General features: G+C 74.7%; 26 protein-coding genes and 3 pseudogenes. 9 read left to right on the forward strand and 20 right to left on the reverse strand.

What is annotated here, in order from left to right; genetic code table 11:
• Window positions 1-155: 155 nt before the first annotated feature.
• The 5 genes and pseudogenes from AB0F01_RS20390 to AB0F01_RS20410 all read left to right on the forward strand — a co-directional run bounded on the left by AB0F01_RS20390 (window position 156) and on the right by AB0F01_RS20410 (window position 3,058).
• A pseudogene (locus tag AB0F01_RS20390) lies at window positions 156-1,142 on the forward strand (ATP-binding cassette domain-containing protein).
• Window positions 1,139-1,969, forward strand: a complete 831-nt coding sequence (locus AB0F01_RS20395) for an ABC transporter permease (protein ID WP_362097426.1) — start codon at window positions 1,139-1,141, stop codon at window positions 1,967-1,969. Before AB0F01_RS20390 ends, AB0F01_RS20395 begins: the two are co-directional and overlap by 4 nt.
• Before the next feature lie 349 nt (window positions 1,970-2,318).
• A complete protein-coding gene (locus AB0F01_RS20400) occupies window positions 2,319-2,441 on the forward strand; it encodes a hypothetical protein (protein WP_362097429.1) in 123 nt (40 codons plus the stop codon).
• 52 nt (window positions 2,442-2,493) lie between these two features.
• A pseudogene (locus tag AB0F01_RS20405) lies at window positions 2,494-2,853 on the forward strand (excinuclease ABC subunit UvrA); the annotation flags it as partial.
• Window positions 2,854-2,908: 55 nt separating this feature from the next.
• Window positions 2,909-3,058, forward strand: a complete 150-nt coding sequence (locus tag AB0F01_RS20410) for an excinuclease ABC, A subunit (protein ID WP_362097431.1) — start codon at window positions 2,909-2,911, stop codon at window positions 3,056-3,058.
• On the opposite strand, the gene AB0F01_RS20415 is transcribed toward AB0F01_RS20410, so the two are convergent.
• Window positions 3,043-3,885, reverse strand: a complete 843-nt coding sequence (locus AB0F01_RS20415) for a rhomboid family intramembrane serine protease (RefSeq protein WP_362097434.1) — start codon at window positions 3,883-3,885, stop codon at window positions 3,043-3,045. The genes AB0F01_RS20410 and AB0F01_RS20415 overlap by 16 nt on opposite strands.
• Window positions 3,886-4,025: 140 nt before the next feature.
• On the opposite strand from AB0F01_RS20415, the gene AB0F01_RS20420 reads away from it, so the two are divergent.
• The gene (locus AB0F01_RS20420) at window positions 4,026-4,382 is read left to right on the forward strand and encodes a hypothetical protein (RefSeq protein WP_362097437.1); all 357 of its coding nucleotides are present in this window, start codon (window positions 4,026-4,028) and stop codon (window positions 4,380-4,382) included.
• 350 nt (window positions 4,383-4,732) lie between these two features.
• On the opposite strand, the gene AB0F01_RS20425 is transcribed toward AB0F01_RS20420, so the two are convergent.
• A complete protein-coding gene (locus tag AB0F01_RS20425) occupies window positions 4,733-6,133 on the reverse strand; it encodes an FAD-dependent oxidoreductase (protein ID WP_362097440.1) in 1,401 nt (466 codons plus the stop codon).
• Between the two features lie 248 nt (window positions 6,134-6,381).
• Window positions 6,382-7,440 (reverse strand): DUF4349 domain-containing protein, encoded by a 1,059-nt coding sequence (locus tag AB0F01_RS20430; RefSeq protein ID WP_362097442.1) that lies wholly within the window; start codon window positions 7,438-7,440, stop codon window positions 6,382-6,384.
• 155 nt (window positions 7,441-7,595) lie between these two features.
• Between AB0F01_RS20430 and hemG the strand changes: the two genes are divergently transcribed.
• Complete coding sequence (gene hemG / locus AB0F01_RS20435) at window positions 7,596-9,053, forward strand: protoporphyrinogen oxidase (RefSeq protein WP_362097445.1); 1,458 nt, start codon at window positions 7,596-7,598, stop codon at window positions 9,051-9,053.
• Between the two features lie 5 nt (window positions 9,054-9,058).
• Window positions 9,059-9,787 carry a hydrogen peroxide-dependent heme synthase gene (gene hemQ / locus AB0F01_RS20440; protein ID WP_362097675.1) on the forward strand — a complete coding sequence of 243 codons (729 nt, stop codon included), beginning with the start codon at window positions 9,059-9,061 and terminating at the stop codon, window positions 9,785-9,787.
• Here the strand turns inward: hemQ and AB0F01_RS20445 are convergent, their stop codons facing one another.
• The 15 genes and pseudogenes from AB0F01_RS20445 to AB0F01_RS20515 all read right to left on the reverse strand — a co-directional run bounded on the left by AB0F01_RS20445 (window position 9,788) and on the right by AB0F01_RS20515 (window position 23,264).
• The gene (locus AB0F01_RS20445) at window positions 9,788-11,425 is read right to left on the reverse strand and encodes an alpha/beta hydrolase (protein ID WP_362097446.1); all 1,638 of its coding nucleotides are present in this window, start codon (window positions 11,423-11,425) and stop codon (window positions 9,788-9,790) included. It abuts the gene before it with no gap.
• Between the two features lie 305 nt (window positions 11,426-11,730).
• Window positions 11,731-13,100: pseudogene (locus AB0F01_RS20450) on the reverse strand (DUF692 domain-containing protein).
• Window positions 13,101-13,406: 306 nt separating this feature from the next.
• On the reverse strand, window positions 13,407-14,705 hold the full coding sequence (locus tag AB0F01_RS20455) for an ArsB/NhaD family transporter (RefSeq protein ID WP_362097448.1): 1,299 nt from the start codon (window positions 14,703-14,705) through the stop codon (window positions 13,407-13,409).
• 494 nt (window positions 14,706-15,199) lie between these two features.
• Window positions 15,200-15,496, reverse strand: a complete 297-nt coding sequence (locus AB0F01_RS20460) for a gas vesicle protein K (RefSeq protein WP_362097450.1) — start codon at window positions 15,494-15,496, stop codon at window positions 15,200-15,202.
• Window positions 15,493-15,702 (reverse strand): gas vesicle protein, encoded by a 210-nt coding sequence (locus AB0F01_RS20465; protein WP_362097677.1) that lies wholly within the window; start codon window positions 15,700-15,702, stop codon window positions 15,493-15,495. The genes AB0F01_RS20460 and AB0F01_RS20465 overlap by 4 nt, the downstream gene beginning before the upstream one ends.
• 74 nt (window positions 15,703-15,776) lie before the next feature.
• The gene (locus AB0F01_RS20470) at window positions 15,777-16,676 is read right to left on the reverse strand and encodes a GvpL/GvpF family gas vesicle protein (protein ID WP_362097453.1); all 900 of its coding nucleotides are present in this window, start codon (window positions 16,674-16,676) and stop codon (window positions 15,777-15,779) included.
• Entirely contained in the window at window positions 16,669-17,016 is a 348-nt protein-coding gene (locus AB0F01_RS20475) for a gas vesicle protein (protein WP_362097456.1), read from the reverse strand. Before AB0F01_RS20475 ends, AB0F01_RS20470 begins: the two co-directional genes overlap by 8 nt.
• The gene (locus AB0F01_RS20480) at window positions 17,013-17,330 is read right to left on the reverse strand and encodes a gas vesicle protein GvpG (protein ID WP_362097458.1); all 318 of its coding nucleotides are present in this window, start codon (window positions 17,328-17,330) and stop codon (window positions 17,013-17,015) included. Before AB0F01_RS20480 ends, AB0F01_RS20475 begins: the two co-directional genes overlap by 4 nt.
• 4 nt (window positions 17,331-17,334) lie before the next feature.
• Window positions 17,335-18,090, reverse strand: coding sequence for a GvpL/GvpF family gas vesicle protein (locus AB0F01_RS20485; RefSeq protein WP_362097460.1), 756 nt, complete (start codon window positions 18,088-18,090; stop codon window positions 17,335-17,337).
• 2 nt (window positions 18,091-18,092) lie between these two features.
• Complete coding sequence (gene gvpJ, locus AB0F01_RS20490) at window positions 18,093-18,683, reverse strand: gas vesicle protein GvpJ (protein WP_362097462.1); 591 nt, start codon at window positions 18,681-18,683, stop codon at window positions 18,093-18,095.
• A 35-nt stretch (window positions 18,684-18,718) separates the two neighbouring features.
• Entirely contained in the window at window positions 18,719-19,039 is a 321-nt protein-coding gene (locus tag AB0F01_RS20495; protein ID WP_362097465.1) for a gas vesicle protein, read from the reverse strand.
• 482 nt (window positions 19,040-19,521) lie between these two features.
• A complete protein-coding gene (locus AB0F01_RS20500) occupies window positions 19,522-20,235 on the reverse strand; it encodes a peptidyl-tRNA hydrolase (protein WP_362097468.1) in 714 nt (237 codons plus the stop codon).
• A gap of 33 nt (window positions 20,236-20,268) precedes the next feature.
• Window positions 20,269-20,493 carry a hypothetical protein gene (locus tag AB0F01_RS20505; RefSeq protein WP_362097471.1) on the reverse strand — a complete coding sequence of 75 codons (225 nt, stop codon included), beginning with the start codon at window positions 20,491-20,493 and terminating at the stop codon, window positions 20,269-20,271.
• A 17-nt stretch (window positions 20,494-20,510) separates the two neighbouring features.
• Complete coding sequence (locus tag AB0F01_RS20510) at window positions 20,511-21,392, reverse strand: polysaccharide deacetylase family protein (protein ID WP_362097473.1); 882 nt, start codon at window positions 21,390-21,392, stop codon at window positions 20,511-20,513.
• Window positions 21,393-21,740: 348 nt separating this feature from the next.
• Window positions 21,741-23,264, reverse strand: a complete 1,524-nt coding sequence (locus AB0F01_RS20515; protein ID WP_362097475.1) for an FAD-dependent oxidoreductase — start codon at window positions 23,262-23,264, stop codon at window positions 21,741-21,743.
• Between the two features lie 146 nt (window positions 23,265-23,410).
• On the opposite strand from AB0F01_RS20515, the gene AB0F01_RS20520 reads away from it, so the two are divergent.
• Window positions 23,411-23,581 carry a hypothetical protein gene (locus AB0F01_RS20520; protein WP_362097478.1) on the forward strand — a complete coding sequence of 57 codons (171 nt, stop codon included), beginning with the start codon at window positions 23,411-23,413 and terminating at the stop codon, window positions 23,579-23,581.
• A gap of 86 nt (window positions 23,582-23,667) precedes the next feature.
• Here AB0F01_RS20520 and AB0F01_RS20525 read toward each other — a convergent pair whose 3' ends face one another.
• Window positions 23,668-25,092: a PhoX family protein gene (locus AB0F01_RS20525; protein ID WP_362097481.1), complete on the reverse strand. Its 1,425-nt coding sequence runs from the start codon at window positions 25,090-25,092 to the stop codon at window positions 23,668-23,670.
• Between the two features lie 91 nt (window positions 25,093-25,183).
• A complete protein-coding gene (locus AB0F01_RS20530; protein WP_362097484.1) occupies window positions 25,184-25,972 on the reverse strand; it encodes a slipin family protein in 789 nt (262 codons plus the stop codon).
• Between the last annotated feature and the right edge of the window lie 302 nt (window positions 25,973-26,274).

Consider the following 26,274-nt stretch of genomic DNA (forward strand, 5'->3'; position numbering starts at 1 on the left):
GGCCGTCGGCCTCCAGTGGCACGTCGACGCCCTTGCCGGTAGCGGTGGTTCGGCCGACGCGCGGGGCCGGATGGCCGAATACTAAAACTTGTATAGTCCCCGGGCCCGCCCTAGGGTGACGTACTCAAACTTGAGTATCAGTGAAGGGGGCGGGCATGGGCGGCGCCGACCTGGCGATCCGGACCGAAGCTCTGCAGTAGAAATACGGCGACAAGGAGGCCCTCGCGGGACTCGACCTGGAGGTACCCCGAGGCGTCGTCTACGGGCTCCTCGGGCCGAACGGGGCCGGGAAGACCACCGCGGTCCGCATCCTCTCCACCCTGCTGAAGTACGACGGGGGAAGCGCCCGGGTGGCCGGCTACGACGTCGCCACCCAGTCGGCCCAGGTCCGCTACAGCATCGGGCTCCTCGGCCAGCACGCCGCGGTGGACGAGGACCTGAGCGGGCGTCAGAACCTCGTGATGTTCGGGCGCCTGTACCACATCGGTAAAAGGGCGGCCCGGAGCCGGGCCGACGAACTGCTGGAGCGCTTCGGCCTGACCGAGTCGGCCGGGAAACCGGCCAAGCAGTACTCCGGCGGCATGCGGCGGCGGCTCGACCTCGCCGCCAGCCTCATCCTGGCCCCGTCCGTGCTGTTCCTCGACGAGCCCACCACCGGGCTCGACCCGCGGGGCCGCAACGACGTCTGGGCGTCCGTCCGCGGCCTGGTCGCCGAGGGCCGCACCGTCCTGCTCACCACCCAGTATCTGGAGGAGGCGGACCAGCTAGCCGACCGGATCGCCCTCATCGACAACGGCCGGGTGGTCGAGTCCGGCACCCCCGACCAGCTCAAGAACAAGATCGGCGGCGACCGGATCGACGTCGTGCTGCGCCGGTCGCCCGACCTCGAACGCGCCTCCCGGCTGATCGGCGCGCTGCTGCGCTCCGAGCCCGGGACGGACGCCGACAACCGGCGGATCAGCGTCGTCGTCGAGAACCGGGTCGCCGCCCTCACGGCCGTCACCCGGGAACTGGACGACGCCGGCATCGAGGCGGAGGACATCGCCCTGCGCAGGCCCACGCTGGACGAGGTGTTCCTGAACCTCACCGGCAACGGAACGGCCACGTCCGCCGAGCAGAACCTCAAGGAGGTCGCCCAGTGACCGCGGTCATCGCCCCCGAACTGCCCAGGGGCCCGCTCGCCAAGCTGGGCTGGGTCCTCGCGGACTCCTGGACGCTCACTCTGCGCGGACTGAGCCACTGGGCCCGCAACCCCACCCAGATCCTGGCCGGACTCGCCTTCCCGATCCTCATGGTGCTCCTCTTCGGCGGCATCTTCGGCAGCGGCATGCAGGTCGAGGGCGGCGGGGACTACATGGAGTTCCTGATGCCCGGCATGTTCGTCATGTCGATGGCCTTCGGCATCGGCGAGACCATGGCCGGGGTCACCGCCGACGCCTCCAAGGGCGTCACCGACCGGTTCCGCTCCATGCCCATGTCCGCCGCGTCCGTGGTCATCGGGCAGAGCATCGTCAACATGCTCTACAGCACGGTCGTCCTGATGATCCTCATGGGGTGCGGGGTCATCGCCGGGTGGGGCTGGAACGACGGCTTCGCTCCGGCGCTGGGCGCCTTCGCCCTGCTTCTGCTGCTCCGCTTCGCCCTGCTGTGGGTGGGCATCTACCTCGGCCTGATCATCAGCACCCCGGAAGCGGCCTCCGCCGTCTACACCCTGCTCTTCCCGTTCGGCATCGTCGCCAACACCTTCGCCTCGCCGGAGATGATGCCGGGCTGGCTCGCGACCATCGCCGAGTGGAACCCGCTGTCGTCGACCGCACACGCCACCCGTGAGCTGTTCGGCAACCCCGGAGTCGGCGGCACCTCGTGGATCGCCGAGAACGCCATGCTCATGTCCTTCGTGTGGCCGCTCGCGATCTTCGCCCTGTTCTTCCCGCTGGCCGTCCGCAAGTACCGGGCCCTGAGCCGGTAACGGCGACCCCGTGCCGGGGGTGTGGGCCGGCCGATCCCCCGGGCCGGCCCACACCCCCTCGTTCCGCCCGACCCCGTCTTCTTTCCGATGTCCGCGGTCGGATGTCCGCGGTCGGATGCCTACGGTCCGATGCCTACGGTCCGATGTCCGCCGTCCGAAGTCCGCCCTCCGCCCTCCGGCAGCCGGTCCGCCGGTCCGCCGGTCCGAGCGCGAGGAGTCCACGAGGCGATGCCGACCGGGAGCACCGCAGGCCGACCTGGCGTGCACCGCATGACCGTCTTCGACATCGCCGTCGCCCCTCCACACGGCCCTGACGCCCTTCGCCGACCCGGAGGGCCACTCCGGCGACGTGCGAGGGAACGTCGAGAAGTTCCTCGTCTCGTCCGCCGGCGCGTGCGGGGGCCGCTTCGGCCCCACGGTCGACCCGCAGGACCCCGAACTGCCGCGCGCCGTCCGCGCGCGGCTGACGTGAGCGCGAGGAACCCACCGCCTCGACGACTCACCCCACACAGAGAGGACCATCCGTGAACCGAACGCCGGTTGACGCGACCGACGAGGGCATTCAGGTCGTCGGTGCCCGAGAGAACAACCTGAGGGACGTCTCCCTCGTCATCCCCAAGAACCGGATCTCGGTCTTCGTCGGCGTCTCCGGCTCCGGCAAGTCCTCCCTGGTCTTCGACACCGTCGCGGTGGAGGCCCAGCGGCAGCTGAACGCCACCTTCCCGTGGAACATCCGGCACGACCTGCCCAAGTTCGAGCGGCCGCACGTGGACGCCGTGACCCGGCTGACCACCCCGGTCGTGGTCGACCAACGGCCCCTCGGCGGCAACGCCCGCTCCACCTTCGGCACGGTCACCGACGTCTACACCGTGATGCGTGTGCTGACACACCGCTCGTGACCACCATCATCGAGACGCTGCGGCAGAGCACGACCTCGCCGTGATCTCCCACGCCGACTGGATCATCGACCTGGGCCCCGAGGGCGGCCACCACGGCGGCGAGATCGTCTTCACCGGCACCCCGGCTGACCTGGCGAAGGCACCCCACTCGCACACGGGCCGGCACCTGAGCCGCTACCTCGCCCCGTAGCCGCCAGGACCCCGCTCCCACCGCGCCCGGCGCCCGTACAGCAGGCCCGGGGGCTCCGGGGGCGGGGGAGTGCCCCGCTTCAGGGGCCAGGCCAGGAGCATGCCGACGACGAAGCCGGCGACGTGGGCCACGTACGCGACGTCGACGGTGGCGGAGACGCCCTGGCCGGCGGAGTAGAGGGCCTGGAGGACGAACCAGGAACCGAGGACGATCCACGCCGGCAGCCTCAGCGGCAGGAAGATCAGGAAGGGCACGAGCACCCACACCCGGGCCCTCGGATACAGCACCAGGTAGGCGCCGAGCACCCCCGCCACCGCGCCCGAGGCGCCCACCAGGGGGTCGTCCGAGCCCGCGTACAGCAGGGCGAAGGCGTAGGAGGCCGCGTAGCCGCAGGCGACGTAGAACAGCAGGAACCGCACGTGCCCCATGCGGTCCTCGACATTGTTGCCGAAGATCCACAGGAAGAGCATGTTGCCCAGCAGGTGCAGCCAGCCGCCGTGCAGGAACATCGCCGTCAGCACGCTCAGTTCGGGTGACTTCGTGTAGTCCGGCGGGCCGATCACACAGCCCGGCCCTTGGGGGCCCACTCCGGCGTCCCCGGTGGGGACCAACTCCGGCAGCCGGTGATGGATCAGCTCCCGCGGCACCACCGCGTACTGGTCCAGGAACGCCTGGAGACGGCAGAACTGCGCCAGCCCGCCCTCGCCGGCCGCCCCCAGTGCCCCGGGCGTGAGGAACACGAAGACGACGACATTGGCGGCGATCAGCGCGTAGGTGACCCACGCGGTGCGCCGGACCGGGTTCACGTCATGGACGGGGATGACCACACACCACCTGTGCCCGGACGGCCGTGGGTGAATCCGGGACGGCGCTGAACACCGCCGTCCGGCGGTGCGTATCCCTCCTCGACCGGCCGCGGCACGGGGAAGGTGCCGTGGGGCCGTTGGCCCGACGTGAGGAACAGACGATGAACGACCGTGGTACGGCTGCGATGCACGCGCTGCCCGACGGCGAGGCGGAGCTCACGCTCGTCGTGCGGCTGCCCTGGGAGGACGTCGCCCGGCTCGGCCAGGAGGCGGGGCGGCTGGCCGCCCAGATGCAGCGGCCGGTGACCCTGGACGAGGCGGTCGGGCACCGCCTGCGGTCCGCGCGGGCCACTGCCGCGCACGCCAAGCCGGCCGGGGAGCAGCCGCCGCCCGCCGTGCCCCCGGCGTCGGCCGGGGCGGCCCCGGTGGCGTCGTCCGGGTCGGTGTCCTCACTGCCGTCCCGCCCGCCGTCCGAGCAGGCCCGGCAGGCCATCGAGCGGATCAACGGCTCGGCGTAGCCGGGCCGCCCGGGCCGCCGCCTCCTTCCCGTCGTCGGCGCGGCCGCTGCGACGGGTGGGCGCGCCACGCCGGTGGACACGCCACGTCGACCGTCGGAAGGGGTGGCCGGCACGGGTGGGGGAGGACACGGTCCGTAACGCCGTCGGGGCGCCCGGCCGGCTCACGCAGTGACGCCGTCCGAGTCGTCGCCGGGGCAGCCGGGTGGTCCGCCCGAGCCGCGGGCGGGCGGACCGCCGGGTGGTCCCGACGGCGCGTCGCACTGACCCGCGCGAGGACGCGAAGCCCGTCACCGTCCCGCGCCGACGCCGCGCCCGGCCGACGCCGCGCCCGGCCGGGGCTGCGACCCCTGTCAGCGCCCCGCGGCCCGCACCTTCGACGTGGCCTTTCTCGCCGCCACCTGCACCGGGTCCCAGGTCGGGGAGAACGGCGGGGCGTAGCCGAGGTCGAGGGCGGTCATCTGCTCCACCGTCATCCCGGCCGTGAGGGCGACCGCGGCGATGTCCACCCGCTTGCCCGCGCCCTCCCGGCCGACGATCTGGACGCCGAGCAGGCGGCCGGTGCGCCGTTCGGCCAGCATCTTGACCGTCATGGGGGACGCGCCCGGGTAGTAGCCCGCCCGGCTGGTCGACTCGATGGTGACGGTCTCGAACCGCAGGCCGACCCGCAGGGCGTCCTTCTCCCGCAGGCCGGTCCGCGCGATCTCCAGGTCGCAGACCTTGCTGACCGCCGTCCCGACGACGCCGGGGAACGTGGCGTAGTCGCCGCCCGCGTTGGCGCCGATGATCTGGCCGTGCTTGTTGGCGTGCGTGCCCAGCGGGATGTGCCGTTCCTGGCCGGAGACGAGGTCGAGCACCTCGACGCAGTCGCCGCCCGCCCAGATGTTCTCCTGGCCGCGCACCCGCATGGACCGGTCGGTGAGGAGCCCGCCGTACCGGCCCAGCGGCAAGCCCGCGGCCCGCGCGAGCTCCGTCTCCGGGCGGACGCCGATGCCCAGGACGACGACGTCCGCCGGGTATTCGGTGTCCCCGGCGCCGACGGCCCGCACCGCGCCGTCGTCGCCGGTGAGCAGGGCGGTGACCTCGGCGTCGTTGACCATGGTGATGCCCATGCCCTCCATGGCCCGGCCCACGAGCGCGCCCATGTCCGGGTCGAGGGTGGCCATCGGCTGCCGGCCGCGGTTGACGACCGTCACCTCGTAGCCGCGCTTGATCAGCGCCTCGGCCATCTCGACGCCGATGTACCCGGCGCCCACGACCACCGCGCGGCGGCCCTCGGTGCGGGACAGGGTGTCGAGCAGGGCCTGGCCGTCGTCGAGGGTCTGCACCCCGTGCACCCCGGCGGCGTCGATGCCGGGCAGGTCCGGGCGGATCGGCCGGGCGCCCGTGGCGATCACCAGCTTGTCGTACGACGTCCAGGACTCCGCCCCGGAGTCGACGTTCCGGGCGCGTACGCGGCCGGCGGCGACGTCGATCTCCGTGACCTCGGTACGCAGGCGGAGGTCGATGTCGCGCGCCCGGTGCTCCTCTGCGGTGCGGGCGATGAGCCGGTCGCGGTCCGGCACGTCGCCGCCGACCCAGTACGGGATGCCGCAGGCCGAGTAGGAGGTGAAGTGGCCGCGTTCGAACGCCACGATCTCCAGCTCGTCCGGCCCCTTCAGTCTCCGTGCCTGCGACGCCGCGGACATCCCCGCGGCGTCGCCGCCGATCACGACCATCCGTTCCCGCGCACCGCGCCCCTGACTCGTGTTCATGCCCCCACGCTACGGCGGCCGGTGCCCGATCCGGACCGCCGGGCTCGGTCCTCCCCGTCGGACCGCCGGGCTCGGTCCTCCGTGCCCCGCCTCGGGCTCCGCCCCCGCCTGACCGGCCGGGCTCAGCCCCACAGGTCCGGCCGCCGGGCTCGGTCCGCCTGCCGCGAACCGCCGAGCGGGCCCCGCTGAACGGCCGAGCGGTCCCCCGCTGAACCGCCGGGCTCGGTCCCCCCGCCGCCCCGCCCGGCTCAGTCCTCCCCGCCCGGCTGCTCCGACCGCTCCGGCTGTCCGCCGGGGCGGGCGACCGGCGGGGCCGTCGGCAGCGGGCCGGGCGTGCCCACGGCGGGCGCGGGGCGCGGGCGGCGCGGCAGGCGCGGGCGCACGGCCCACCGCCACAGCAGCGCGAGCAGCGCGAGCGCCGCCGCGAACGGCAGGACCGCGCCGAGCCCCACGGTGATCCAGCGCAGCAGGGTGAGGAACGCGTTCCAGCCGCCGGCGAGCGCGTCCAGGAAGCCGGGGTCCTCGTCCTTCCCGGCCGGCTCCTCCGCCTGCTTCTCGGACAGGGTCAGGGTGAGGGTGGCCAGGCCGGTGCGGTCCTTCAGGGATGCCTGCTGGGCGAGCAGGGCCTCCAGGTCGGCCTGACGGGTGCTCAGCTCGCCCTCCAGGGTGACCACGTCGCTCAGCTTCGTGGCCCGGTCCATCAGCTCGCGCACCCGGGCCACGCTGGCGCGCTGCGTCTTGATGCGGCTCTCCACGTCCACCACCTGGTCGGTGACGTCCTCGGCCTTCGCGGTGCGCCGCACCAGGGTGCCGGTGCCCTCCAGGGCGGACAGCACCTCGGTGTACTCGGTGACCGGCACGCGCAGCACCACGCGGGTCCGCTCGTGGCCGTCCCGGTCCCGGTGCGTGCTCTCGTCGCCGATGTAGCCGCCCGCGTTCTCGGTGGTGGTGCGGACCTCGTCCAGCGCCTTCGGTACGTCGTCGACCCGCACGGTCAGCGTGGCCGTGCGGATGATGTGCTGCCGGCCGTCGGCGGCGCGCGGCGGGGCGGTCGACCGGGCGGCGTCGGACGTGCCGCCGGGCGCTCCCTGCCTCGCGCCCTCGGGCGCCGCCTTCTCGTTCGCCCCCGCGTCGGCCCCCGCGTCGGCCCTCGCGTCGGCCGGAGCGTCGGCCCGGGCCCCGGCGGCGCTGTCGGCGCCGTTCCCGCCGCCGTCGCCGCTCCCTCCGCATCCGGTGACGGCGAGGGCCGCGGCGAGCAGGACCCCGGCCAGGGCGTGGGCCGGCCGGGCGGACGTGTGGGTGCGCATCTGGTACTCCCCCTGTGGTGATCTCCGACAGTCCTTCGACGCCGCCGGGGGCCGGAACGTTTGCCGTCCCCGGTCCCGAACCGGTCACGGTCGGGACTCGGCAGGGCCACATGGCCCTGGTCGGGGAGCCGGGCGCGTCTGAGAGGGTGGGGGGCATGAGCGCAACGAGTACCGGTCCCCGGCAGCGGGTGGTCGTCGTCGGAGGAGGCATCGCCGGACTGGCCGCCGCGCACCGGCTCCAGGAGCACGGTGCACAGGTGACCGTGCTGGAGGCCGCCGGACGGATCGGCGGCAAGCTGCTGCCCGGCGAGATCGCCGGCGCCCGCGTGGACCTCGGCGCCGAGTCGATGCTGGCCCGCCGTCCGGAGGCGGTGGCCCTCGCCCGCGCGGTGGGCCTCGCCGGCCGGCTCCAGCCGCCCGCCACCGCGACCGCCTCGCTGTGGACCCGCGGTGCCCTGCGCCCCATGCCCAAGGGCCACGTCATGGGCGTCCCCGGCACCGCCGCCGCGCTCGCCGGGGTGCTGTCCGAGGAGGGCCTGGCCCGCATCGGACGCGACGCGGAGCTGCCGCGCACCGAGGTCGGCGACGACGTCGCGGTCGGCGCGTACGTGGCCGCCCGGCTGGGCCGAGAGGTCGTGGACCGGCTGGTCGAGCCGCTGCTCGGCGGCGTGTACGCGGGCGACGCCTACCGGATCTCGATGCGCTCGGCGGTCCCGCAGCTGTTCGAGGCGGCCCGCACCCACACCTCGCTCACCGAGGGCGTCCGCGCGATCCAGGAGAAGGCCGCCGCCGCGCCCCGCACCGACCCGGTGTTCATGGGCATCGAGGGCGGCATCGGCACCCTCCCGCCCGCCGTCGCCGCGTCCCTGCGCTCCGGCGGGGCGGAGATCCGCACCGGGACACCGGTGACCGGGCTGCGCCGGGAGCCCGGCGGCGGCTGGCGCGTCGTCACCGGCGACGGGCACCTCACCGCCGACGCGGTCGTCGTCGCCGTGCCCGCCCCGGCCGCCGCCCGGCTGCTGCGCGCGGAGGCCCCGGCCGCCGCCGCCGAACTGTCGGGTGTCGAGTACGCCTCCATGGCGCTGATCACCCTCGCCTACCGCCGTGACGGGGCCGCCCTGCCCGACGGGAGCGGCTTCCTGGTGCCGCCGGTCGACGGCCGCACCATCAAGGCCGCCACCTTCGCCTCCCGGAAGTGGGGCTGGATCGACGCGGAGAACCCGGAGCTGCTCGTCGTGCGGACCTCCGTCGGCCGGCACGGTGAGACGGAGATCCTGCGCCGCGACGACGCCGACCTCGTCGAGGTCTCCCGCCACGACCTGAAGGCCGCCACCGGCCTGGACGCCACGCCCGTGGCCACCCGGGTCACCCGCTGGGACGACGGCCTGCCCCAGTACCCCGTCGGCCACCACGCGCGCGTGGCGCGCGTCCGCGAACACCTCGCCGCCCTGCCCGGCCTCGCCGTCTGCGGGGCGGCCTACGACGGGGTCGGCATCCCCGCGTGCATCGCGAGCGCCCGGGCCGCCGCCGACCAGATCCACCAGGACCCGCGCGCTGTGCGGGACCTCACCGCCGACCCGGTGCGAAGCCTCCACCCAGGAGCAGGAGAATGAGCAGCATGAGTGACGACGCCACCACCCCCGCCGACCGCATCCCGAACAAGGGCAAGCTGGCCAGGGACCTCAACGAGGTCATCCGCTACACCCTGTGGTCCGTCTTCCGACTGAAGGACGTGCTGCCCGAGGACCGGACCGGCTACGCGGACGAGGTCCAGGAGCTGTTCGATCAGCTCGCCGCCAAGGACGTCACGATCCGCGGCACCTACGACGTGTCGGGGCTGCGCGCCGACGCCGACCTGATGATCTGGTGGCACGCCGAGGACAGCGACCGGCTCCAGGAGGCGTACAACCTCTTCCGCCGCACCCGCCTGGGCCGCGCCCTCGAACCGGTCTGGTCGAACATGGCCCTGCACCGCCCCGCCGAGTTCAACCGCTCGCACATCCCGGCGTTCCTCGCCGACGAGACGCCCCGCAACTACGTGAGCGTCTACCCCTTCGTGCGCTCCTACGACTGGTACGTGCTGCCCGACGAGGACCGCCGCCGGATGCTCGCCGACCACGGCAAGATGGCCCGCGGCTACCCCGACGTGCGCGCCAACACGGTCGCCTCGTTCGCGCTGGGCGACTACGAGTGGATCCTCGCCTTCGAGGCCGACGAGCTGCACCGCATCGTCGACCTCATGCGTCACCTGCGGGCCTCCGAGGCCCGGCTGCACGTCCGTGAGGAGATCCCGTTCTACACGGGCCGCCGCAAGGACCTCTCCGAGCTGGTCGCGTCCCTGGCCTGATCAGAGCGCGGGCCGCGCGGGCTCCGGCCCGCCGGCCCGCCCGGCCGGCACCCTCGGGACCGGCTCCGGGCGCGGCGCGCACGATGCCCGCCGCCCCGGCACCCGGCCGTGCAGCAGGTACGCCTCCAGGTGCCCGTTGACGCAGGCGTTCGGGCCGCCCGCGATGCCGTGGGTGCCCGCGTTTCGTTCGGTCACCAGTGCCGAACCGGCCAGCCGGCGGTGCAGCTCCAGGGCACCCGCGTAGGGGGTGGCCGCGTCCCGTTCGGCGGCCAGGATCAGGGTCGGCGGCAGTTCCCCCGGCCCGGTGCGCACGTCGAGCGGCTGTTGCCGGGGCGCCTGCCAGAAGGCGCACGGCAGGTTGGCCCACACGTTGTCCCACGTCTCGAACGGCGCGGTGCGCGCCAGCCGGGTGTTGTCCCGGTCCCACACCGCCCAGTCCGTCGGCCAGGGCGCGTCGTTGCACTCCACGGCCAGGTACACCGCCCGGGCGTTCTCGTTCTCCGCCGCCGCCTCCGGGTGCGGCTCGGCCTGCTCGGTCAGCGGGCGCGGATCGCCCTTCAGGTAGGCGGACAGGGCGTGCGCCCGGTGCGGCCAGTGGTCGTCGTAGTACCCGGCCTGCAGGAACGCCGCCTGCAACTGCCCCGGGCCGACCGTCCCGCCCGCCGGCTCCCGCGCCAGGCGGGCGCGCACCTCGTCGTAGCTGCGCTGCACGGCGCGGGCGGTGGTGCCGAGCCCGTACACGGAGTGGTGCCGGGCGACCCAGTCGCGGAAGTCCGCCCAGCGGTCCTCGAAGGCCGCCGACTGGGCGAGGTTGTTGCGGTACCAGATCCGCTCCGGGTCCGGGTCCACCGCCGAGTCGAACACCATGCGCCGCACGTGGCCGGGGAACATCGTGGCGTACAGCGCCCCGAAGTAGGTGCCGTACGACGCGCCCAGGAAGGTCAGCCGGCGTTCGCCGAGGGCGGCCCGCAGCACGTCCAGGTCGCGGGCGTTGTTCAGGGACGTGTAGTGGCGCAGCGCCTCGCCCGTCCGCTCGGCGCAGCCCCGCGCGTACGCCCGCGCCCGGGCGACGCGTGCGCGCTTGTACGCCTCGGAGGGGTGGACCGGCGCGGCGGTCGGCCCCTGCACCGAGGACCCGGGCTCCACGCAGGACAGCGGCGCGGAGGGACCGACCCCGCGCGGGGCGTAGCCGACCAGGTCGTAGGCCGCGGCGAGGCGCTTCCACTCGGGGACCATGCCCATGAGGGGGAAGTACAGGCCGTTGCCGCCCGGCCCGCCCGGGTTGTACACCAGGGCGCCCTGGCGGGGCACCGCCCGCCGGTCGTCACCCGGGTCCTTGCCGGTGGCGGGGATCCGGCTGACGGTGAGCTCGATCTGCTTCCCGCCCGGCCGCGCGTAGTCGAGCGGGACCCGCACGGTGCCGCACCGCAGGGCGCGCGGCAGGTCCTCGGCGTCCGGGCACCTGCCGAACGCGACGCCCTCGGCGGCGGCGCGCGCGGCGGCCACCGCGGTGCCGCGCAGCTCGGCGGTGCCCGGGCCGCCGGGTGCGGACGCCGCGGGGGCGCCGCCGGCCGGAGCGGCGGCCAGGGCGGTGAACAGCAGGGTCCCGGCGGCCACATGGACGGCGGCTGGTCTCATCGAGTGTCCCTTCGGCGCACGACGGCGTGACGGGCGGGAGGATCCCGGCCCGTCGGAAGGGATGCTTCGGCCGGGGGCGGCGCGGGGCAAGCACCCGCCCCGGGTGTCGCGGTCAGTGCCCCCGCGCGCCCCCGCCGTACCGTCCGGACACCGTCGGGCGGTGCTCGCGGTGTGCGAAGGCCGCACGCGGGTCCGGTTCGTCCTCCGCCCGGACGCCGTGCATGTCGCGGGACACCCTGCCCCGTTCACCGTCCGGACGGAGGGGTGCCGGTCCGTGACGTTCGTTTCCGGTCCGCCGCCCTCGGTCACGTCCCCGCGCGGGCCCCGGTTCCGCGGCGCAGCAGGACCCGGCGCGTCGCCCGGGCGAGCCGCACCGCCGGGCGGCCGGAACGGGGCCGGGGGCCGGACCGTTCCAGCCACCAGTGCCGCAGTTCGCGGCGCGTCCGGGCGTCCTCGGGGCGTCCGGCCGTCAGGAGCTGCCCGGCGAAGTCCAGGGCGTCCTGCCGGTAGCCGCCGGTCATCGGGTGGGCCTGCGCGTAGGCGAGGAACGCGGGCCGGTACAGCCCGCCCAGCAGCACCGGCAGTTCGGGTGCCACCTTGGCGACGACGTCCGCCCGCTTCGCGGCCAGCGCGCGGGCCTGCACGCCGACCCGCGCCCCGTCGAACCCCTCGGGCGCCGGCGTCCCGGCGACGAGCGCCGACAGCAGGGCGGTCTGCGCCAGTGCGAGCCGTTGCCGCGCGGGCTCGGCCGTCTGCCACCCGGCCGGCTCCTGGGCGGGGGCCGTGGGCGGGGGAACGGGTGCCGGGGGAGCGGGCGGGGTCGGCCGGGCGGCGCGGGACCGCAGGGCCGCGCCGTCGGCCAGGGCACGGCGGATCGCCCCCAGTTCGGCCCGCAGCTCCTCGGGGCGGGGAAGTTCTCGTCCCGTTCCAGCAGCACGCCCGGGGGCGAGGTGCGGGAGGCGAGGTCGGTGAGGATGCCGAGCACCGGCTCCGGGACGGGGTGGGCGTGGCTGTCGTGCCAGACGCCGTCCCGCTCGAAGCCGCCGGCGACATGCACGTAGGCGATGGCCTCCAGCGGCAGCTCGGCCAGGGCGTCGGCCGGGTCCTCGCCGCGGTTGACGTGGTTGGTGTGCAGGTTGGCGACGTCGATGAGCAGCCGCACGCCGGTGCGGTCGGCCAGCTCGTACAGGAACTGGCCCTCGGTCAGCTCCTCGCCGGGCCAGGAGAGCAGCGCCGCGATGTTCTCCACGGCGAGCGGCACCGGCAGCGCGTCCTGGGCGATGCGGACGTTCTCGCACAGCACGTCGAGCGCGTCCCGGGTGCGCGGCACGGGCAGCAGGTGCCCGGCCTCCAGCCGGGGGGACGCGGTCAGCGGTCCGCCCGCCCGGACGAAGGCGATGTGCTCGGTGACCAGCGGTGCCCGAAGGGCGGTGGCCCGCTCGGCGAGCGCGTCGAGCCGCCGCGGGTCCGGAGGTTCGGCTCCGCCGAGGCCCAGGGAGACGCCGTGCGGCACGACGGTCACCCCCCGCTCGCGCAGCCGCGAGAGCGACGCGGGCAGGTGGCCCGGACAGATGTTCTCGGCCACCACCTCGACCCAGTCGATCCCCGGCATCCCCTCGACGGCGTCCGCGATCTCCGGCCGCCAGCCGATGCCCGTCCCCAGGTGCTGCCGCATCGTCCCCTCCTCACCCGGCTCCCCGGTCGTCCGGGGAGCCGGCCCCCGGTGTGTCCCGGCCCCCGCCGGACGCCCGTCGCGGACGTGTCGGGGATATGGCCCCGCCGCGCGGACCCGAACCGTCCCGGGGCGACCTTCAGAGGAACATTTGAGCTTCCCCGCACGGGAAGCAGGCCGGGCCTTCCCGCACGGTCTGCTTCCCGTGAGGGGAAGGCCCGGCTTCCCCCGTGCGGCCGGGCGCCCCCGTGCGGCGGCGGGTGGGCGGACGGGCGGACGCGGCGACCGCGTCCGCCCGCCGCGCCGGCCTCACGCCAGGGCGAAGTAGCGTGCCCACACGTAGACGGCCGCCAGCGACACCGTGACGGCGGTGACGACCAGTCCGTAGCGGCTGAACTGCCAGAACGAGATGTGGTGACCGGAGCGCTCGGCTATGCCGATGACGACCACGTTCGCCGAGGAGGCGATGATCGTCGCGTTGCCGGCGAGGTCCGCGCCGAGGGCGAAGGACCACCACAGCATGCCCGCCTCGGCGGTGCCGCCGGCCGCGTTCACGATCTCCTCGACGATCGGGCTCACCGACGCGACGAAGGGGATGTTGTCGATGAGCGCGGACGGCACCACCGAACCGAACACCAGGGCCATCGAGGTGGCGAACAGGTTCCCGCCGGTGGCCTCGGCCGCCGCTTCGCCCAGGTCGCCGATGACGCCCATGTTCACCATCGCCCCGACCATGACGAACAGTCCGGTGAAGAACGCCAGCGTCTCCCACTCGACGTCCTTCACGACCTCACCGGTGTTCAGCCGGGACACCGCGAGCAGCAGCAGACCGCCGCTGATGGCGATCACCGAGGGCTCCAGGCCCAGCCAGGTGTGCAGCACGAAGGCGACCATCACGACGCCCATCACCGCACCGCTGATGGCGAGCAGCCGAGCGTCCTTGATGGAGTCGCGCGGGTCGAGTTCCATCACGGACGCGACGCGCTCGGGGTCGTAGGTGAACGCTTTGCGGAACATGACGCGCGCCATCAGGATGAACACGATCATCAGCACGATGACGATCGGTGTCATGTGGATCAGGAAGTCGTTGAAGCTCAGACCCGCGCGCGAGCCGATCATGATGTTGGGCGGATCGCCGATGAGGGTGGCGGCGCCGCCGATGTTGCACGTCATCACCTCGGCGATGAGGTACGGCACGACGGGCAGCCCGAGACGGTTGCAGACCAGGATCGTCACCGGCGCGATCAGCAGCACGGTCGTGACGTTGTCCAGCCAGGGGGAGAACACGGCCGTCACCAGGATGAGCAGCACCATCAGCCGGTACGGTTTGCCGCGCGCGCGGCGCGCCGCCCAGATCGCGATGTACTCGAAGACGCCGGTCTGTTTCAGCACCGCGACGATCAGCATCATCCCGAGCAGCAGGACGATGACGTCCCAGTCGATGCCCGCGTCCTTGGAGAAGAAGGCGTGTTCGGGGTCGGTGGCCCCGATGAGCAGCATCAGCACGCCGCCGCCGAGGGCGGCGGCGACCCGGTGGACCCATTCGGTGGCGATCAGTACGTAGACGGCGACGAACACTGCGATCGCCGCCCACGTCAGAACGCTCAACGCGCCACCTGCCCGGCGCCGGCCGGGCCGGGTACGGATCGGAGTGGCATCAGTGGCGACAGCAGCAGGGGTCCGGGAACCGTTCGGGAGTGATCAGGGCGCTGTGGCGCTGCGCGCATGAGTGCGGAGCTCCTCTCGTCGTACGGGCCGCAGCACTGCCGCGTACAGACAGGACCCCACGACGCCGCGTCCCCGAGTGGAGGGAGCGGACGGAACAGTACGGGGCGGCGCTTCGGCTGTCGCAACCGAGGGCGCCGGCAGACCCGCATGACGAGTGTTCGCCCTCACCGCACGACGGTCTGTGCTGGGGCGGTGATGTGGCTCCACCCTCTCCCGCGCGCGGGAATGATGACCATCAGGGTCGGCACCCAGATGGCGTGGGGGAGAACATGTAGTGGCCAATGAGGGTCAGTCCCCATTGACAGAGAAATCCCCTCTTGGCGGCCCGAACGGGCGGCATCCGACCGGACTCAGTGTGGCCCACGGCGGGCCGTTCAGTCCCCCGATTCGTCGGAGAGGAGCATCCCGAGGGGGCCGAGGTCGAGGTTGAGGTCGGCACGGGTCAGGCCGTGCTGCGCGCACAGCTCGTCCATGCGCCGGTCGAGCAGCATCAACGCCGTGCCCAGCCGGTCCTCCTGCTCGGCGCTCAGGGTCCCCTCGTCGAAGCGGCGCACGGCCTGACGCTCCATGAGCTGGCGCAGCAGTTCCACCACGGTGAGCACCAGGGCGGCGAGGTCGTTCGTGACCCGCTCGGGGTCCAGGTCGAGGGTGCGGTCGCGGCGCGCCGTCACAGCGGCCCGCTGTCCGGCCAGGGGGCGGGGACGCGCTCGCTCACCGACGCCAGCAGGGCGTGCAGCGAGATCCGCACCAGGGGCACGTCGGCGATGGCCAGCACCAGGTCCCCGCTGACCACGACCCCGGTCGCCAGGACCCGGTCCAGGAGGTCCACCAGAGGCACGCCGACCGGGGCGTACGGGGCGGGGGCGTCCCAGGGCACGGGAGCCGGGCCGGGGGTGCGCGGGCCGGCGGGGGTCACGGGAGCGGGGCCGGGGGTGCGCGGGCCGGCGGCGGTCATGCGGGGACCTCCCGGTGCCCGGCGGCCGGTCGGGCGGTGCCGACCCGCGGCTCGTGGCCCGCTCCCGGGCCGTCCGGCGGGTCGTCCCAGCGGGCGAAGGAGTACGGGATCCACGGTCCGGACGCCTCGACGCGGGCGCCGCGCGCCGGGCCGTCCGCGGTGAGCCGGGCGAGGGCGGCGGTGAACCGGGCGCGCTCCGCGTCGTCCACCAGGTAGGCGGCGTTGAGGAGTTGGGGGGCGCTGCGGCCGGTCAGCCGCTCGTCCTGCGGGCGGTGCCGCACGGCCGCGACGGCGTGGGCGCGCAACTCGGTGTCGACGGCCTCCGCCGCGGCCAGCGCCCTGCCGTGGGCGTCCTGCCGGTCGCGCTGCCGGGAGCTGGCCCGGCTGAGGTAGGCCCGCCCGCCGGCCGCCGCACCGTCGGGGGCGGGGCCGCCGGTCGCGCCGGGGGAGCGGGGCGCCCGGTCGGCGCCGTGCACCTTCACCGCCCATTCGGTGCGGTGCCGCAGCCGGTCCAGCAGGGCAGCCAGCGGCGTTTCCCGGCGCGCGACGGCCTCCCGGGCACTGCCGTCGCCGCGGTACAGGGTCGCGAGCGGCAGCGGCACCACCGGCCCGCGGCCCGGCCCGTACGCGGCCTCGACGGCGCGGTGGTGGGCACGGGCGCAGCGTTCCAGGACGTCGGGCCGGTTGAGCCGCTCCGTCAACGCCTCCCGGCCGAACAGCGCGGCGGGGACGTCCTGCACGACGAGGCTCAGCTCCCCGGCGCGCAGCACGCGCAGCGGACCGCCCTCCTCGTGGCCGGCCGCGGCGGCCAGCGCGGCGGCGTCCGGCGGGGTACGGGTGACGGCGAACGCGCAGACCAGCAGATCGGGCTCCGGTCCGCCGGGGAGGTCACTCACCGACGGCCTCCGGTGACTGTGCCACGGACTCCTCCAGTGCTTCGAGCCGCGCCCTCAACTGTGCGTTCTCCTCGGCGAGCGCGTCCCGCGCGGCCCGGGACGACAGCGCCGGGTCGGTCTCCCACCAGTCGATGCCCGCCTTCTTCGCGGTGTCCACGGAGGCGATGAACAGGCGCAGCCGGATGGTGAGGAGCTCGATGTCCAGCAGGTCGATCTTGATGTCACCGGCGATGACGACGCCCTTGTCCAGCACCCGTTCGAGGAGGTCGGCGAGGCTGCCGGAGGGAGGGCCGTAGGGCTCGGTCCCGGCGAATGTGTGGCCGTGGTCGAGCGCGGTCATCGCGGCCTCCGCGGACGATGCCGCGCGGCGGCCGAGAGGGCGACGGGATCGGACGCGGTGGTGCGGACGGCCCGGGGGCCGGAGTGGTGGGCCGGGCGTTCCAGGAGCGTCAGCAGGCGCTCCTCCTCCCGTTCGAAGGTGTCCTCGTCGATCTCGCCGGCGTCCAGGGCCCGGTTGAGGGCGCTCAGGCGGGCCTGCACGGCGCGCGGGTCGTGGTGCCGGCGGCGGGCCTCCTCCAGGACGTGGTCGGCGATCCACGCCGTGCCCCGCACGGGCGCCAGCGGCAGCAGCAGCAGTCCGGTCAGGATGCCCACCGCGTCACCGCCCGTCCGGCGCGGGACGCGGCTCGACGAAGCTGTAGCAGGGCAGCGGCCCGGTCACGTGCAGCGTCAGCCGGTCCCCGCAGGCGCGGGCCGCCTCCGCCACCGCCTCCCGGAACCGGGCCTCGTCGGCGGCGGGCAGCAGGAACGAGGTGCTCAGCACCTGCTCGTCGTCGGTGGTGCCGTGCACCGTCCGCTCGGCGAACGGGGTCAGACGGTCGAGCACGTCCCGCGCCGCGCGCCGCGCCTCGCGGCGGACGCCCCGCGCGATCGCCTCGCCGAGCCGGACGTTGGCCTCGTAGTCGGGCCGGCGCCGGGTGCGGCGGGCGAGATCGCGCAGTGACTCGTCGCGCCGCACCAGGTCGGCGAAGCAGCCGGGCACGACCGTGCCCTTGACGTTGAGTTCCACGCGGCCGCGCAGCTCGGCCAGTTGCCGCGTCAGCCGGTCGGCGTCGTCGCGCAGCTGCCCGAGCAGGGTGTCGGAGCCGGGGCTGAGCACCGCGAACCGCATGGGCAACAGCGGTCCCTGGGCGGCCAGTTCCTCCAGGACCGCCTGATGGGCCAGCAGGTCGCGGCGCCGGGGCCGCAGCCGCGCGGGCGCGGCCGACACCGCCGCGCACAGCCCCGCCCCGGTCACCAGCCGCACCGGGGCGCCGTCCACGCCGGGCCGGCGGGGGGCACGGACACCGGCGGGCGCGATGCCGTAGACGTACAGGGTGTCCTCGGCCGTGGTCGCGGCGGTGGTGGTGGGCACGCTCACTCCTCCTCGGTCTCCGTGCGCCGGCGCGGGCGGGAACGCGGACGGTCCTCGCCGTCAGCGTCGGAACGGCGGGCGGCCGGACGGCTCCGGGTGCGCTGCGGGGCACGGGACCGGGAGCGGGGACGCTCCGCCGGCTCCTCCTCGACGGCGCCCTCCGCCTCGTCGTAACCCTCGTGGTCCGCGTAGCCCTCGACGTCCTCGGGCTCCCGGGCGTCCTCCGCGTCCCCGGACTCGTCCGGCGTGAGGGCGTCGCGCACCTTGTCGGTGAGGGAGTGCGCCTTGCGCCGTACCCCGCGGGCGGCGCCCTTGCCGACCGCCTTGGCGGCCGGACCGCCGAACAGCTCGGGCACCGTCTTGGACCGCGCGTCGTGCTCCAGGTCCAGGCGGTTGCACGCCTCCGCGAACCTCAGGTAGGTGTCCACGCTCGCGACCACGATGCGGGCGTCCACCTTGAGGATCTCGATGCCGACCAGGGAGACGCGCACGAAGACGTCGATCACCATGCCGCGGTCGAGGATGAGTTCCAGAACGTCGTAGAGGGTTCCGGCGCGGGGCGCGCAGACGACCTCGTCGTCGTAGGTGATCATGCGGTCGTCCTTCCGGTCACGGGCCGGGGCACCGCTCACTGGTCCTGGGCACCGCGCCGGTAGCGCGCGATCCGCCGGTACTGGAGCAGGTCGCCCGCCGGGTCGAGTCCCACCTCGTAGGTGGCGAGGAGACTGGTGGTGTCGGGGATGCGAGCCACTTCCAGCACGTCCACGTGCACGGTCCAGCCGTCGTCCTCGCCGCGGCGGACCGCGGAGACGCCCTCCAGGCGGTGCCGGATCAGGTCGCCGAGCTGCTCGGCCGCCCGCTGGGCCGCGTCCCGGGCATGACGGACCTCGGGGTCACGTGTGGTGGTCCGCGCGGACGTGCCGCGCCGTCGCTCGCCGGTTTCAGTCACGTTGCTCACTGTCACCCTGCGGTGTGGCGCGCGCACATGCGGTTGACCCGTCCGGGTGCCCGCGGAAGCGGCGGTGAGGCAGGGCGCGCGACCGGGAAGGGAGCCTGCTGCACGGCGGAACGGGGCCTGCTGCACGTGGAACGGGGCCTGCTCCGCGGCGGAACGGGGCCCGCCCGGTGGCAGCGGGCCGCTGGGCCCGGAGGCGATGGGGCGGGGGTGCCCGGGTGCCGGGGCGGGACGGGGCCCGTCGCCGGACGGGCCTCCCGGGGGTGACGTGCGGGGGTGAGGGGGCGGACGGCGTGCGGGGGCGACCCGCGGGGACGGCGTGCGGGGGCGACCCGCGGGGACGGCGTGCGGGGTCGGCACCCGGGCGGACTCCCGGCCCGCGGGACCGGTGCGCGGGGAAGGAAGGCCCCGGGACGGGCAGGGGAGGGAGGGCTCCGCCGAGGCACCGTGGACCCCGGGGCCGCGCGGGCGGGCGGTCAGCCCAGTGCCGGGTGCTCCGCCACGACGGTGCAGGAACCGGGCGCGATCTCCGTGAAGCCGGCGTCGTGGACGCGCGGGAGGCGGCTCGCGAGGAGGGCTCCCCAGCGGGACGGGCCGGGGGTGCGGACGGCGAGGGGGAAGCCCACGGCCTGCCAGGCGGCGCGGGCGTCGGCGCCCAGCTCGTACCACGCCAGCTGGGCCGCGTGGCCCGCCTGGGCCATGGCCTTGCCGGCCGACATCTCCAGGTCCGGGTTGAGCCACAGCACCGGGACGGCCGGGTCCGCGGGTGCGGGCGCCCGCGGATCGTCCAGGTCGGTGCCGGAGACCTGGAGGCGGGCCAGGTCCTTGGGCCACCCGTCGAGCGGGACCGGCGGGAAGACGCGGACCTCGGCCGACGCCCCGGTCACCGTCAGGCCCGGCAGCGCCTCGGCGCGCCGCCACTCGGCGCCGCGGGCCCGGCGCACCACCTTGCGGATCCGGCCGTCCTGCCAGGAACGCATCGCCCCGGCCCATTCGCCCTCGTCCGTCGAACGCTCGTCGGTCAGCATCAGCAGGACGGCGCGGGCGGCCGTCTCCAGGGCGTCGGTGCGGGCGGGCGGCGCCGCCCGTTCGATGCGGACCACGAGGGGCATGACGAACTGCGGCGCGGTGTCGCGGTCGTGCGAGGCGTCACGCAAGGGGCTGTCGGCGGGCTTCTGGTCGGTGCTCACGGACCCAGTCTGCCAAGTCGGAGGACCGCTCCGTCAGCCCGAGCAGGAGGTCCGCTCGGCCTCGCGCCACTCGCAGACCGGGCACAGGGTGATGCCCTTGTAGGACTCGGGGTACTCCGTCGGCTGCCGGCACAGCACGCACTCCGCGAACGGCGGGCCGTCCGCCCGGGGCGGGCGGGAGGCGTCGATCAGGCAGTAGTCCGAGTCGGCCGCGGTGTCCGTGTGCCGGGTCCCGATACGGGTCTCGATGTCGGTCATGTGTCCAGCGTAGGACGTCAGCGGCGGCCGGCCCGGGCGGCGACGAGGTCGGAGACCTTGACGAAGCGGTATCCCTTCGCGCGCAGCGCGGGGACGACCGTCCGGACCGCCCGCTCGGTCGCCGGGGCGGCGCTGCGCGTGCAGTGCAGGACCACGACCGACCCCGGGCGGACGCCCTCCAGCACCTGCCGGGCCACCGCGTCGGGGTCCGTGGCGAAGGCGTCGCCGCCGACCACGTCCCACTGCACGGCCGTGACCCCGGTCGGGGTCAATGCCTTCAGCGCCGCGCGGTCGTAGCAGCCGCCGGGGAAGCGGAAGTACGGCATCGGGTCGGCGACGCCGACCTCGCGGAACGCCGCGTAGGCCCGCTCCACGTCGGCCCGCATCCGCTCGCGGGGGACGGTCGGCAGGCCGTAGCAGTCCTCCGTGAAGGCGTAATGGCTGTAGGAGTGGTTGGCGACCTCGAACAGCGGGTCCCGGCCGAGGGCGCGGGCCTGCTCCGGGTACTCCTCGGCCCACCGGCCGGTCATGAAGACCGTGGCCGGGACCCGGAGCCGGCGCAGCGTGTCGATCAGCGCGGGGTTGTCGAACCGTTCCCCGGCCGCCGCCCTCGGCCCCTGGTCGGCGGTCATGTCGGCGTCGAAGGTGAGGGCGACCGTCCGTCCCGCGGAGCGCGGGGCGTTCTCGAACACCGGCGTGAGTCCCGCCGGTCCGGGGGCCAGGGTGGGCCGCCGGACCGGAGGCTGCTGCGAGGACTCCGCGGAGGTGGAGGGCGAGGAGGCGGAGGGCGAGGAGTGGGCGGGCCGCACCTCGGACGCGGGCGGGGGTCCGGCGCAGGCGGCCAGGGCGGCGGCCAGGACACAGACGGCGGTCACGCGGCGACGTGCTGGTGTGATCACCGTACGAACGTAGGAGCGGCTGCCCGCCGCCCGGGCCGACCCGGGCCCCGCCACGGACGCGGATCACCCGACCGGCCCCGGCCCGGTCCCCGACGACACGGGCGGTGCCCCGCCACCGGGCGGGCGGGGACACCCGCCGGACGCCCACCGGACATCCGCCGGACCACCCGCCCCCTGGCCGGAGGGACGCGGGCCGCCGGACGCCCGTCGGGCGACGCACGGGCGGTCAGTCGGAGGCCCTGTCGGACGCCCGTCAGGCGACGCATCGGACGGGTCCGTCGGACGCTGTGTCGGACGCCCGTCAGACGACCAGCCGGAACCCCGCCGGACGCCCGGTGCAACCTCCCGTCAGATGTCCCGCTGCTCCAGCGGCTTCGTCGCCGGGCCCTGGATCACCTTGCCGTCGGTGCCGAAGCGGGAGCCGTGGCACGGGCACTCCCAGGCGCGTTCCGCCGGGTTGAAGTCGACCAGGCAGCCCAGGTGGGTGCAGCGGGCCGAGACCGCGTGCAGGGAGCCCTCCTCGTCCCGGTACACGGCGAGCCGGTGACCGTCGACGCGGACCACCGCTCCCTCACCCGGCGGCAGGGACTCCACCGGCGGTGAGGGGCGCAGCCGGTCGCCCACGAAGTGCCGGGCCACCTCGGCCTGGGTCCGCAGGAAGGACGGGGCCTCGCGCACCGCCGGAGCCAGCCGGCGCGGGTCGTACAGCCCGCTCCACGCGCACTCCTCGCCGGTGATCTGCGCGGTGAGCAGCAGGCCCGCCATCATCCCGCCGCTCATGCCCCAGCCGTTGAAGCCGGTGGCGACGTACGCATGCCGGGTGCCGTGGTGCAGGGGGCCGACGAGGGGGACGGTGTCGGTGGGCGTGTTGTCCTGGGTGGCCCAGCGGTGGGTGATCTCGGCGTCGGGGAAGTGCTCGCGGGTCCAGTCGGTCAGCCGCTCGAACCCCTCCCGGGTGTCGCCGGTGCCGGGCGTGAAGTGCTCCCCGGTGATCACCAGCAGGCGCCGGCCGCCGTCCGGGCCGTAGGGGGCGGTGCGCACCGAGCGGGTGTTCTCGTCCGGCGTGATGTACATGCCGTCGGGGTCCTGCTCCGTGGGCAGGGTGCCCGCGACGACCAGTTCGCGGCGGGGCGAGAGGCGGGCGAACAGCAGGGCCCGGTCGAAGATCGGGTAGTGCGTGGCGACGACGACGTCGCGGGCGGTCACCGTGGGCCCGTCCGCGGTGGACACCCGGCAGGGGTCGCCCTCGTCCAGGCCGGTCACCGTGGTGTCCTCGAGGATGCGTCCGCCCCGGGCGACCAGGTCACGGGCGAGGGCCAGCAGGTAGGAGCGCGGATGGAACTGCGCCCCGCCGGTCACCTCGACGGCGCCCGCGACCGGGAACGGCAGCCCGGTCTCCGTCACGAACGACGCCGGCAGGCCCGCCTCCCGGGCGGCCCGAGCCTCCGCCTGCAGTTCCTCCACCCGGCCGCGGTCGCGGACGAACGTGTAGGCGCTGCGGCGTTCCCAGTCGCAGTCGATGCCCAGCTCCGCGACGACGTCGGCGGTGTGGTCGATCGCCTCCGACTGCGAGCGGGCGTAGAGCCGCGCCCCCTCGGCGCCCCGCGTGCGGCGCAGCTTGTCGTAGATCAGCGTGTGCTGGGCGGTGATCTTGGCGGTGGTGTGGCCGGTGACCCCGGCCGCGATCCGCCCGGCCTCCAGCACCGCGACGCTGCGTCCGGCCCGGGTCAGCTCCCAGGCGGTGCACAGCCCGGCGATCCCGCCGCCGATCACGGCCACGTCCACCTCGAGGTCGTCGGTCAGTGCGGGGTACCGGTCACCCGGTGCGGTCTCGATCCAGTACGAGCCGCTGACCTGCTGGTTGTCCGTCATGGGCGCCGAGTACCCCGGTGCGGGGAGTTTCAGCGGGTTTCCGTCTCCCGGTGTGTGCCGTGGTGGCCGCGAGCGGGCCGACGGCTTCTCCGACACGGAGGGCCGGCCCGACCCCGAAATGCCGACCCCGAGGTGCCGATCCCGAGATGCTGACCACGGGCGTGCGGATGGCGCTCACCGGGCGGGACGGCGGCTCCAGGACGGAACCGGGGCCGGTCTTCGACACCCGCGAGCGGATGGGGCGGCTCGCCGGGACGGGCGGAGCGGAAGGGCCGCGCGCCTCCGTCGCACAGAGGGACGACGTGCCGGCCGGCTGATCCGCCCGCGCGGCCGCCCGGTCGACCGCCCGGGCGGTCGACCGTCGGTCGGGGCCGGGGCACCGCGCCCCGGCCCCGGCCGGGCGTCACCTCCGCCAGGGCCCCGTCACCGCGAACGTCGTCCCCGGGTCGTAGCAGTTGACGTACATCGTCCGGCCGTCCGGGGAGAACGTGACCCCGGCGAACTCGCCCCACTCCGGATCCTCGGGCGTGCCGGTGTTCTGGCGGTTGCGGGCCAGGGCGTAGACCTCTCCGCGACGGGTCACGCCGTAGACGTGCTGGGCACCGCCGCCGTCCTCGCAGACCATCAGGCCGCCGCTCGGGGCGAGGCAGATGTTGTCCGGGGACTCGCCGGGCAGCTGCACGTCCGTGTCCGGGCCGAAGACGATCACCAGGGTCAGCCGGTGCCGGTCCGGGTCGTACCGCCAGATCTGGCCGTAGTGGTCGCCCGCCGAGCCCTCCGCGCTGCGGGCGAACGACGACACGAAGTAGACCGACCGGTCGCCCCAGTAGCAGCCCTCCAGCTTCTGCGCGTGGGTGATGCCGCCGCGGCCGAAGTCCTGGAACCGGATGGGCGTCTCGGCGGCCAGCGGATCGGGCACGTCGACCCACTCGACGCCGTCGAAGCGGGCCCCGGGCTCCTGGATGGAGGACAGGTCCGGCACGCCCGGCACCCGCATGGCCTGGAGCCGGCCGCCCGCCCGCAGCGAACCGGTGCCGCCCAGCGGTTTGCGGGGCAGGAAGCGGTAGAACAGGCCGAAGGGCCGCTCGAAGGCGTCCTCGGTCTCGTAGACGATGCCCCGCCGGGGGTCGACGGCGACGGCCTCGTGCTGGAAGCGGCCCATCGCGGTCAGCGGCACGGCGCCGGTGCGGCGCGGGTCGGCGCCGTCGACCTCGAAGATGAAGCCGTGGTCCTTGGCGTAGCCGTTGGTGCCGGCCTTGTCCTCGGTCTCCTCGCAGGTCAGCCAGGTGTTCCAGGGCGTCGGCCCGCCCGCGCAGTTGACGGCCGTACCGGCGATGGCGACCCGCTCCGAGCGGACCCGGCCGGCCGCGTCCAGGGTCAGCGAGGTGCAGCCGCCCTTGGCCTCCGGGTCGTAGGTCAGGCCCTCGATCACCGGCACCGGGTGGCGGCCGTTCGCGCGGTTCTCGTGGTTGCGCACGAGGTGCACCCGGCCGTGCCGGCCGGGCAGGGCGGTCATGCCGTCGTGGTTGGAGGGCACCGGGCCCTCACCGGAGCGCAGCGGGTCGCCCTCCCGGGAGAGCACCCGATAGCGGAAACCTTTCGGCAGGTCGAGGAGGCCGTCGGGGTCGGGCACCAGGGGGCCGTAGCCGCCGTGCCCGAGCGCCTGGGCCGCGGCGCTGTCGGTGAACAGTTCGGAGAGTGCGCCGGTGAAGGCGATGCCGACACCCAACGCGCCGGAGCGGGCGAGCAGTTGACGCCGTGTGGAGCCCGCGGGGGCGGACTCGGGCGCGGGGGTGGTACCGGTGCTCGGGGACCCGGTCTCGGTCATGGGGGGAACCTTCCTGCTGGCGGACAGGAACAGTGACCCCGCCGTGTCTATCACCTGGCGCGGGCCGCGGGAACCACGCGCGGCACACGTGTCACGCGCCGGGGGGCGGTGGCGCCTGCCCGCCCTGCGCCCGCTCCACGAACCGCAGGAGTTCGACGGGGAAGGGCAGCACGAGGGTGGAGTTCTTCTCGGCGGCGACGGCCACGACCGTCTGGAGCAGCCGAAGGTGCAGGGCGGAGGGGGTGTCCTCCATCTGCTGGGCGGCCTCGGCGAGCTTCTTCGACGCCTGGAGTTCGGCGTCGGCGTTGATGATGCGGGCCCGGCGTTCGCGGTCGGCCTCGGCCTGGCGGGCCATGGAGCGCTTCATCGTCTCGGGCAGGGAGACGTCCTTGATCTCGACCCGGTCGACGTGCACGCCCCAGCCCACCGCGGGACTGTCGATCATCAGCTCCAGGCCCTGGTTGAGCTTCTCCCGGTTGGACAGCAGGTCGTCCAGGTCGCTCTTGCCGATGATCGAGCGCAGCGAGGTCTGCGCCATCTGCGAGACCGCGAAACGGTAGTCCTCCACCTCCACCAGGGCGTCGGCGGCGTCGACCACCTTGAAGTACACCACCGCGTCCACCCGCACCGTCACGTTGTCCCGGGTGATGCCCTCCTGGGCCGGCACCGGCAGCGTGACGATCTGCAGGTTCACCTTGTGCAGCCGGTCCACGAACGGAACGATCATCGTGAACCCGGGGGTGCGCACCCCGCGGTGCAGCCGGCCCAGGCGGAAGACGACCCCGCGTTCGTACTGCTTGACGACCCGCGCCGCGGCGGCGACGTAGACGACCCCCGCGGCCCCCGTCGCCGCGACCGCGGTGAGCAGTTCCTCGACCATGACGACCACCCGTCCAGAGGTCTGTCCGTGCCGGTACGCGCACGGGTGCCGGTCCGTCCCACGATAGGCACGGGCCGCGGCTCCGGCCATGGCGCGGAACGGCCGGGACGGGCCGGACGGCACGGGCCCCGGCGGGCAGGAGCGGACCGGGCCGGTGACCGGAAGGGGCGGGACGGGCGGGACGGACGCGAGGGGCAGGAGGGGCAGGAGAGACGGAAGGGACCCGAGGGACGCGAGGGACGGGAGGCCGGCCGTGGTGCGGGGCCACGGCGGCTGGACGTGCCCTGTCGACGATGCTGGTG

This window comes from Streptomyces sp. NPDC029526 (genome assembly GCF_040637405.1).
In the GTDB taxonomy this organism is placed as follows: Bacteria; Actinomycetota; Actinomycetes; order Streptomycetales; family Streptomycetaceae; genus Streptomyces.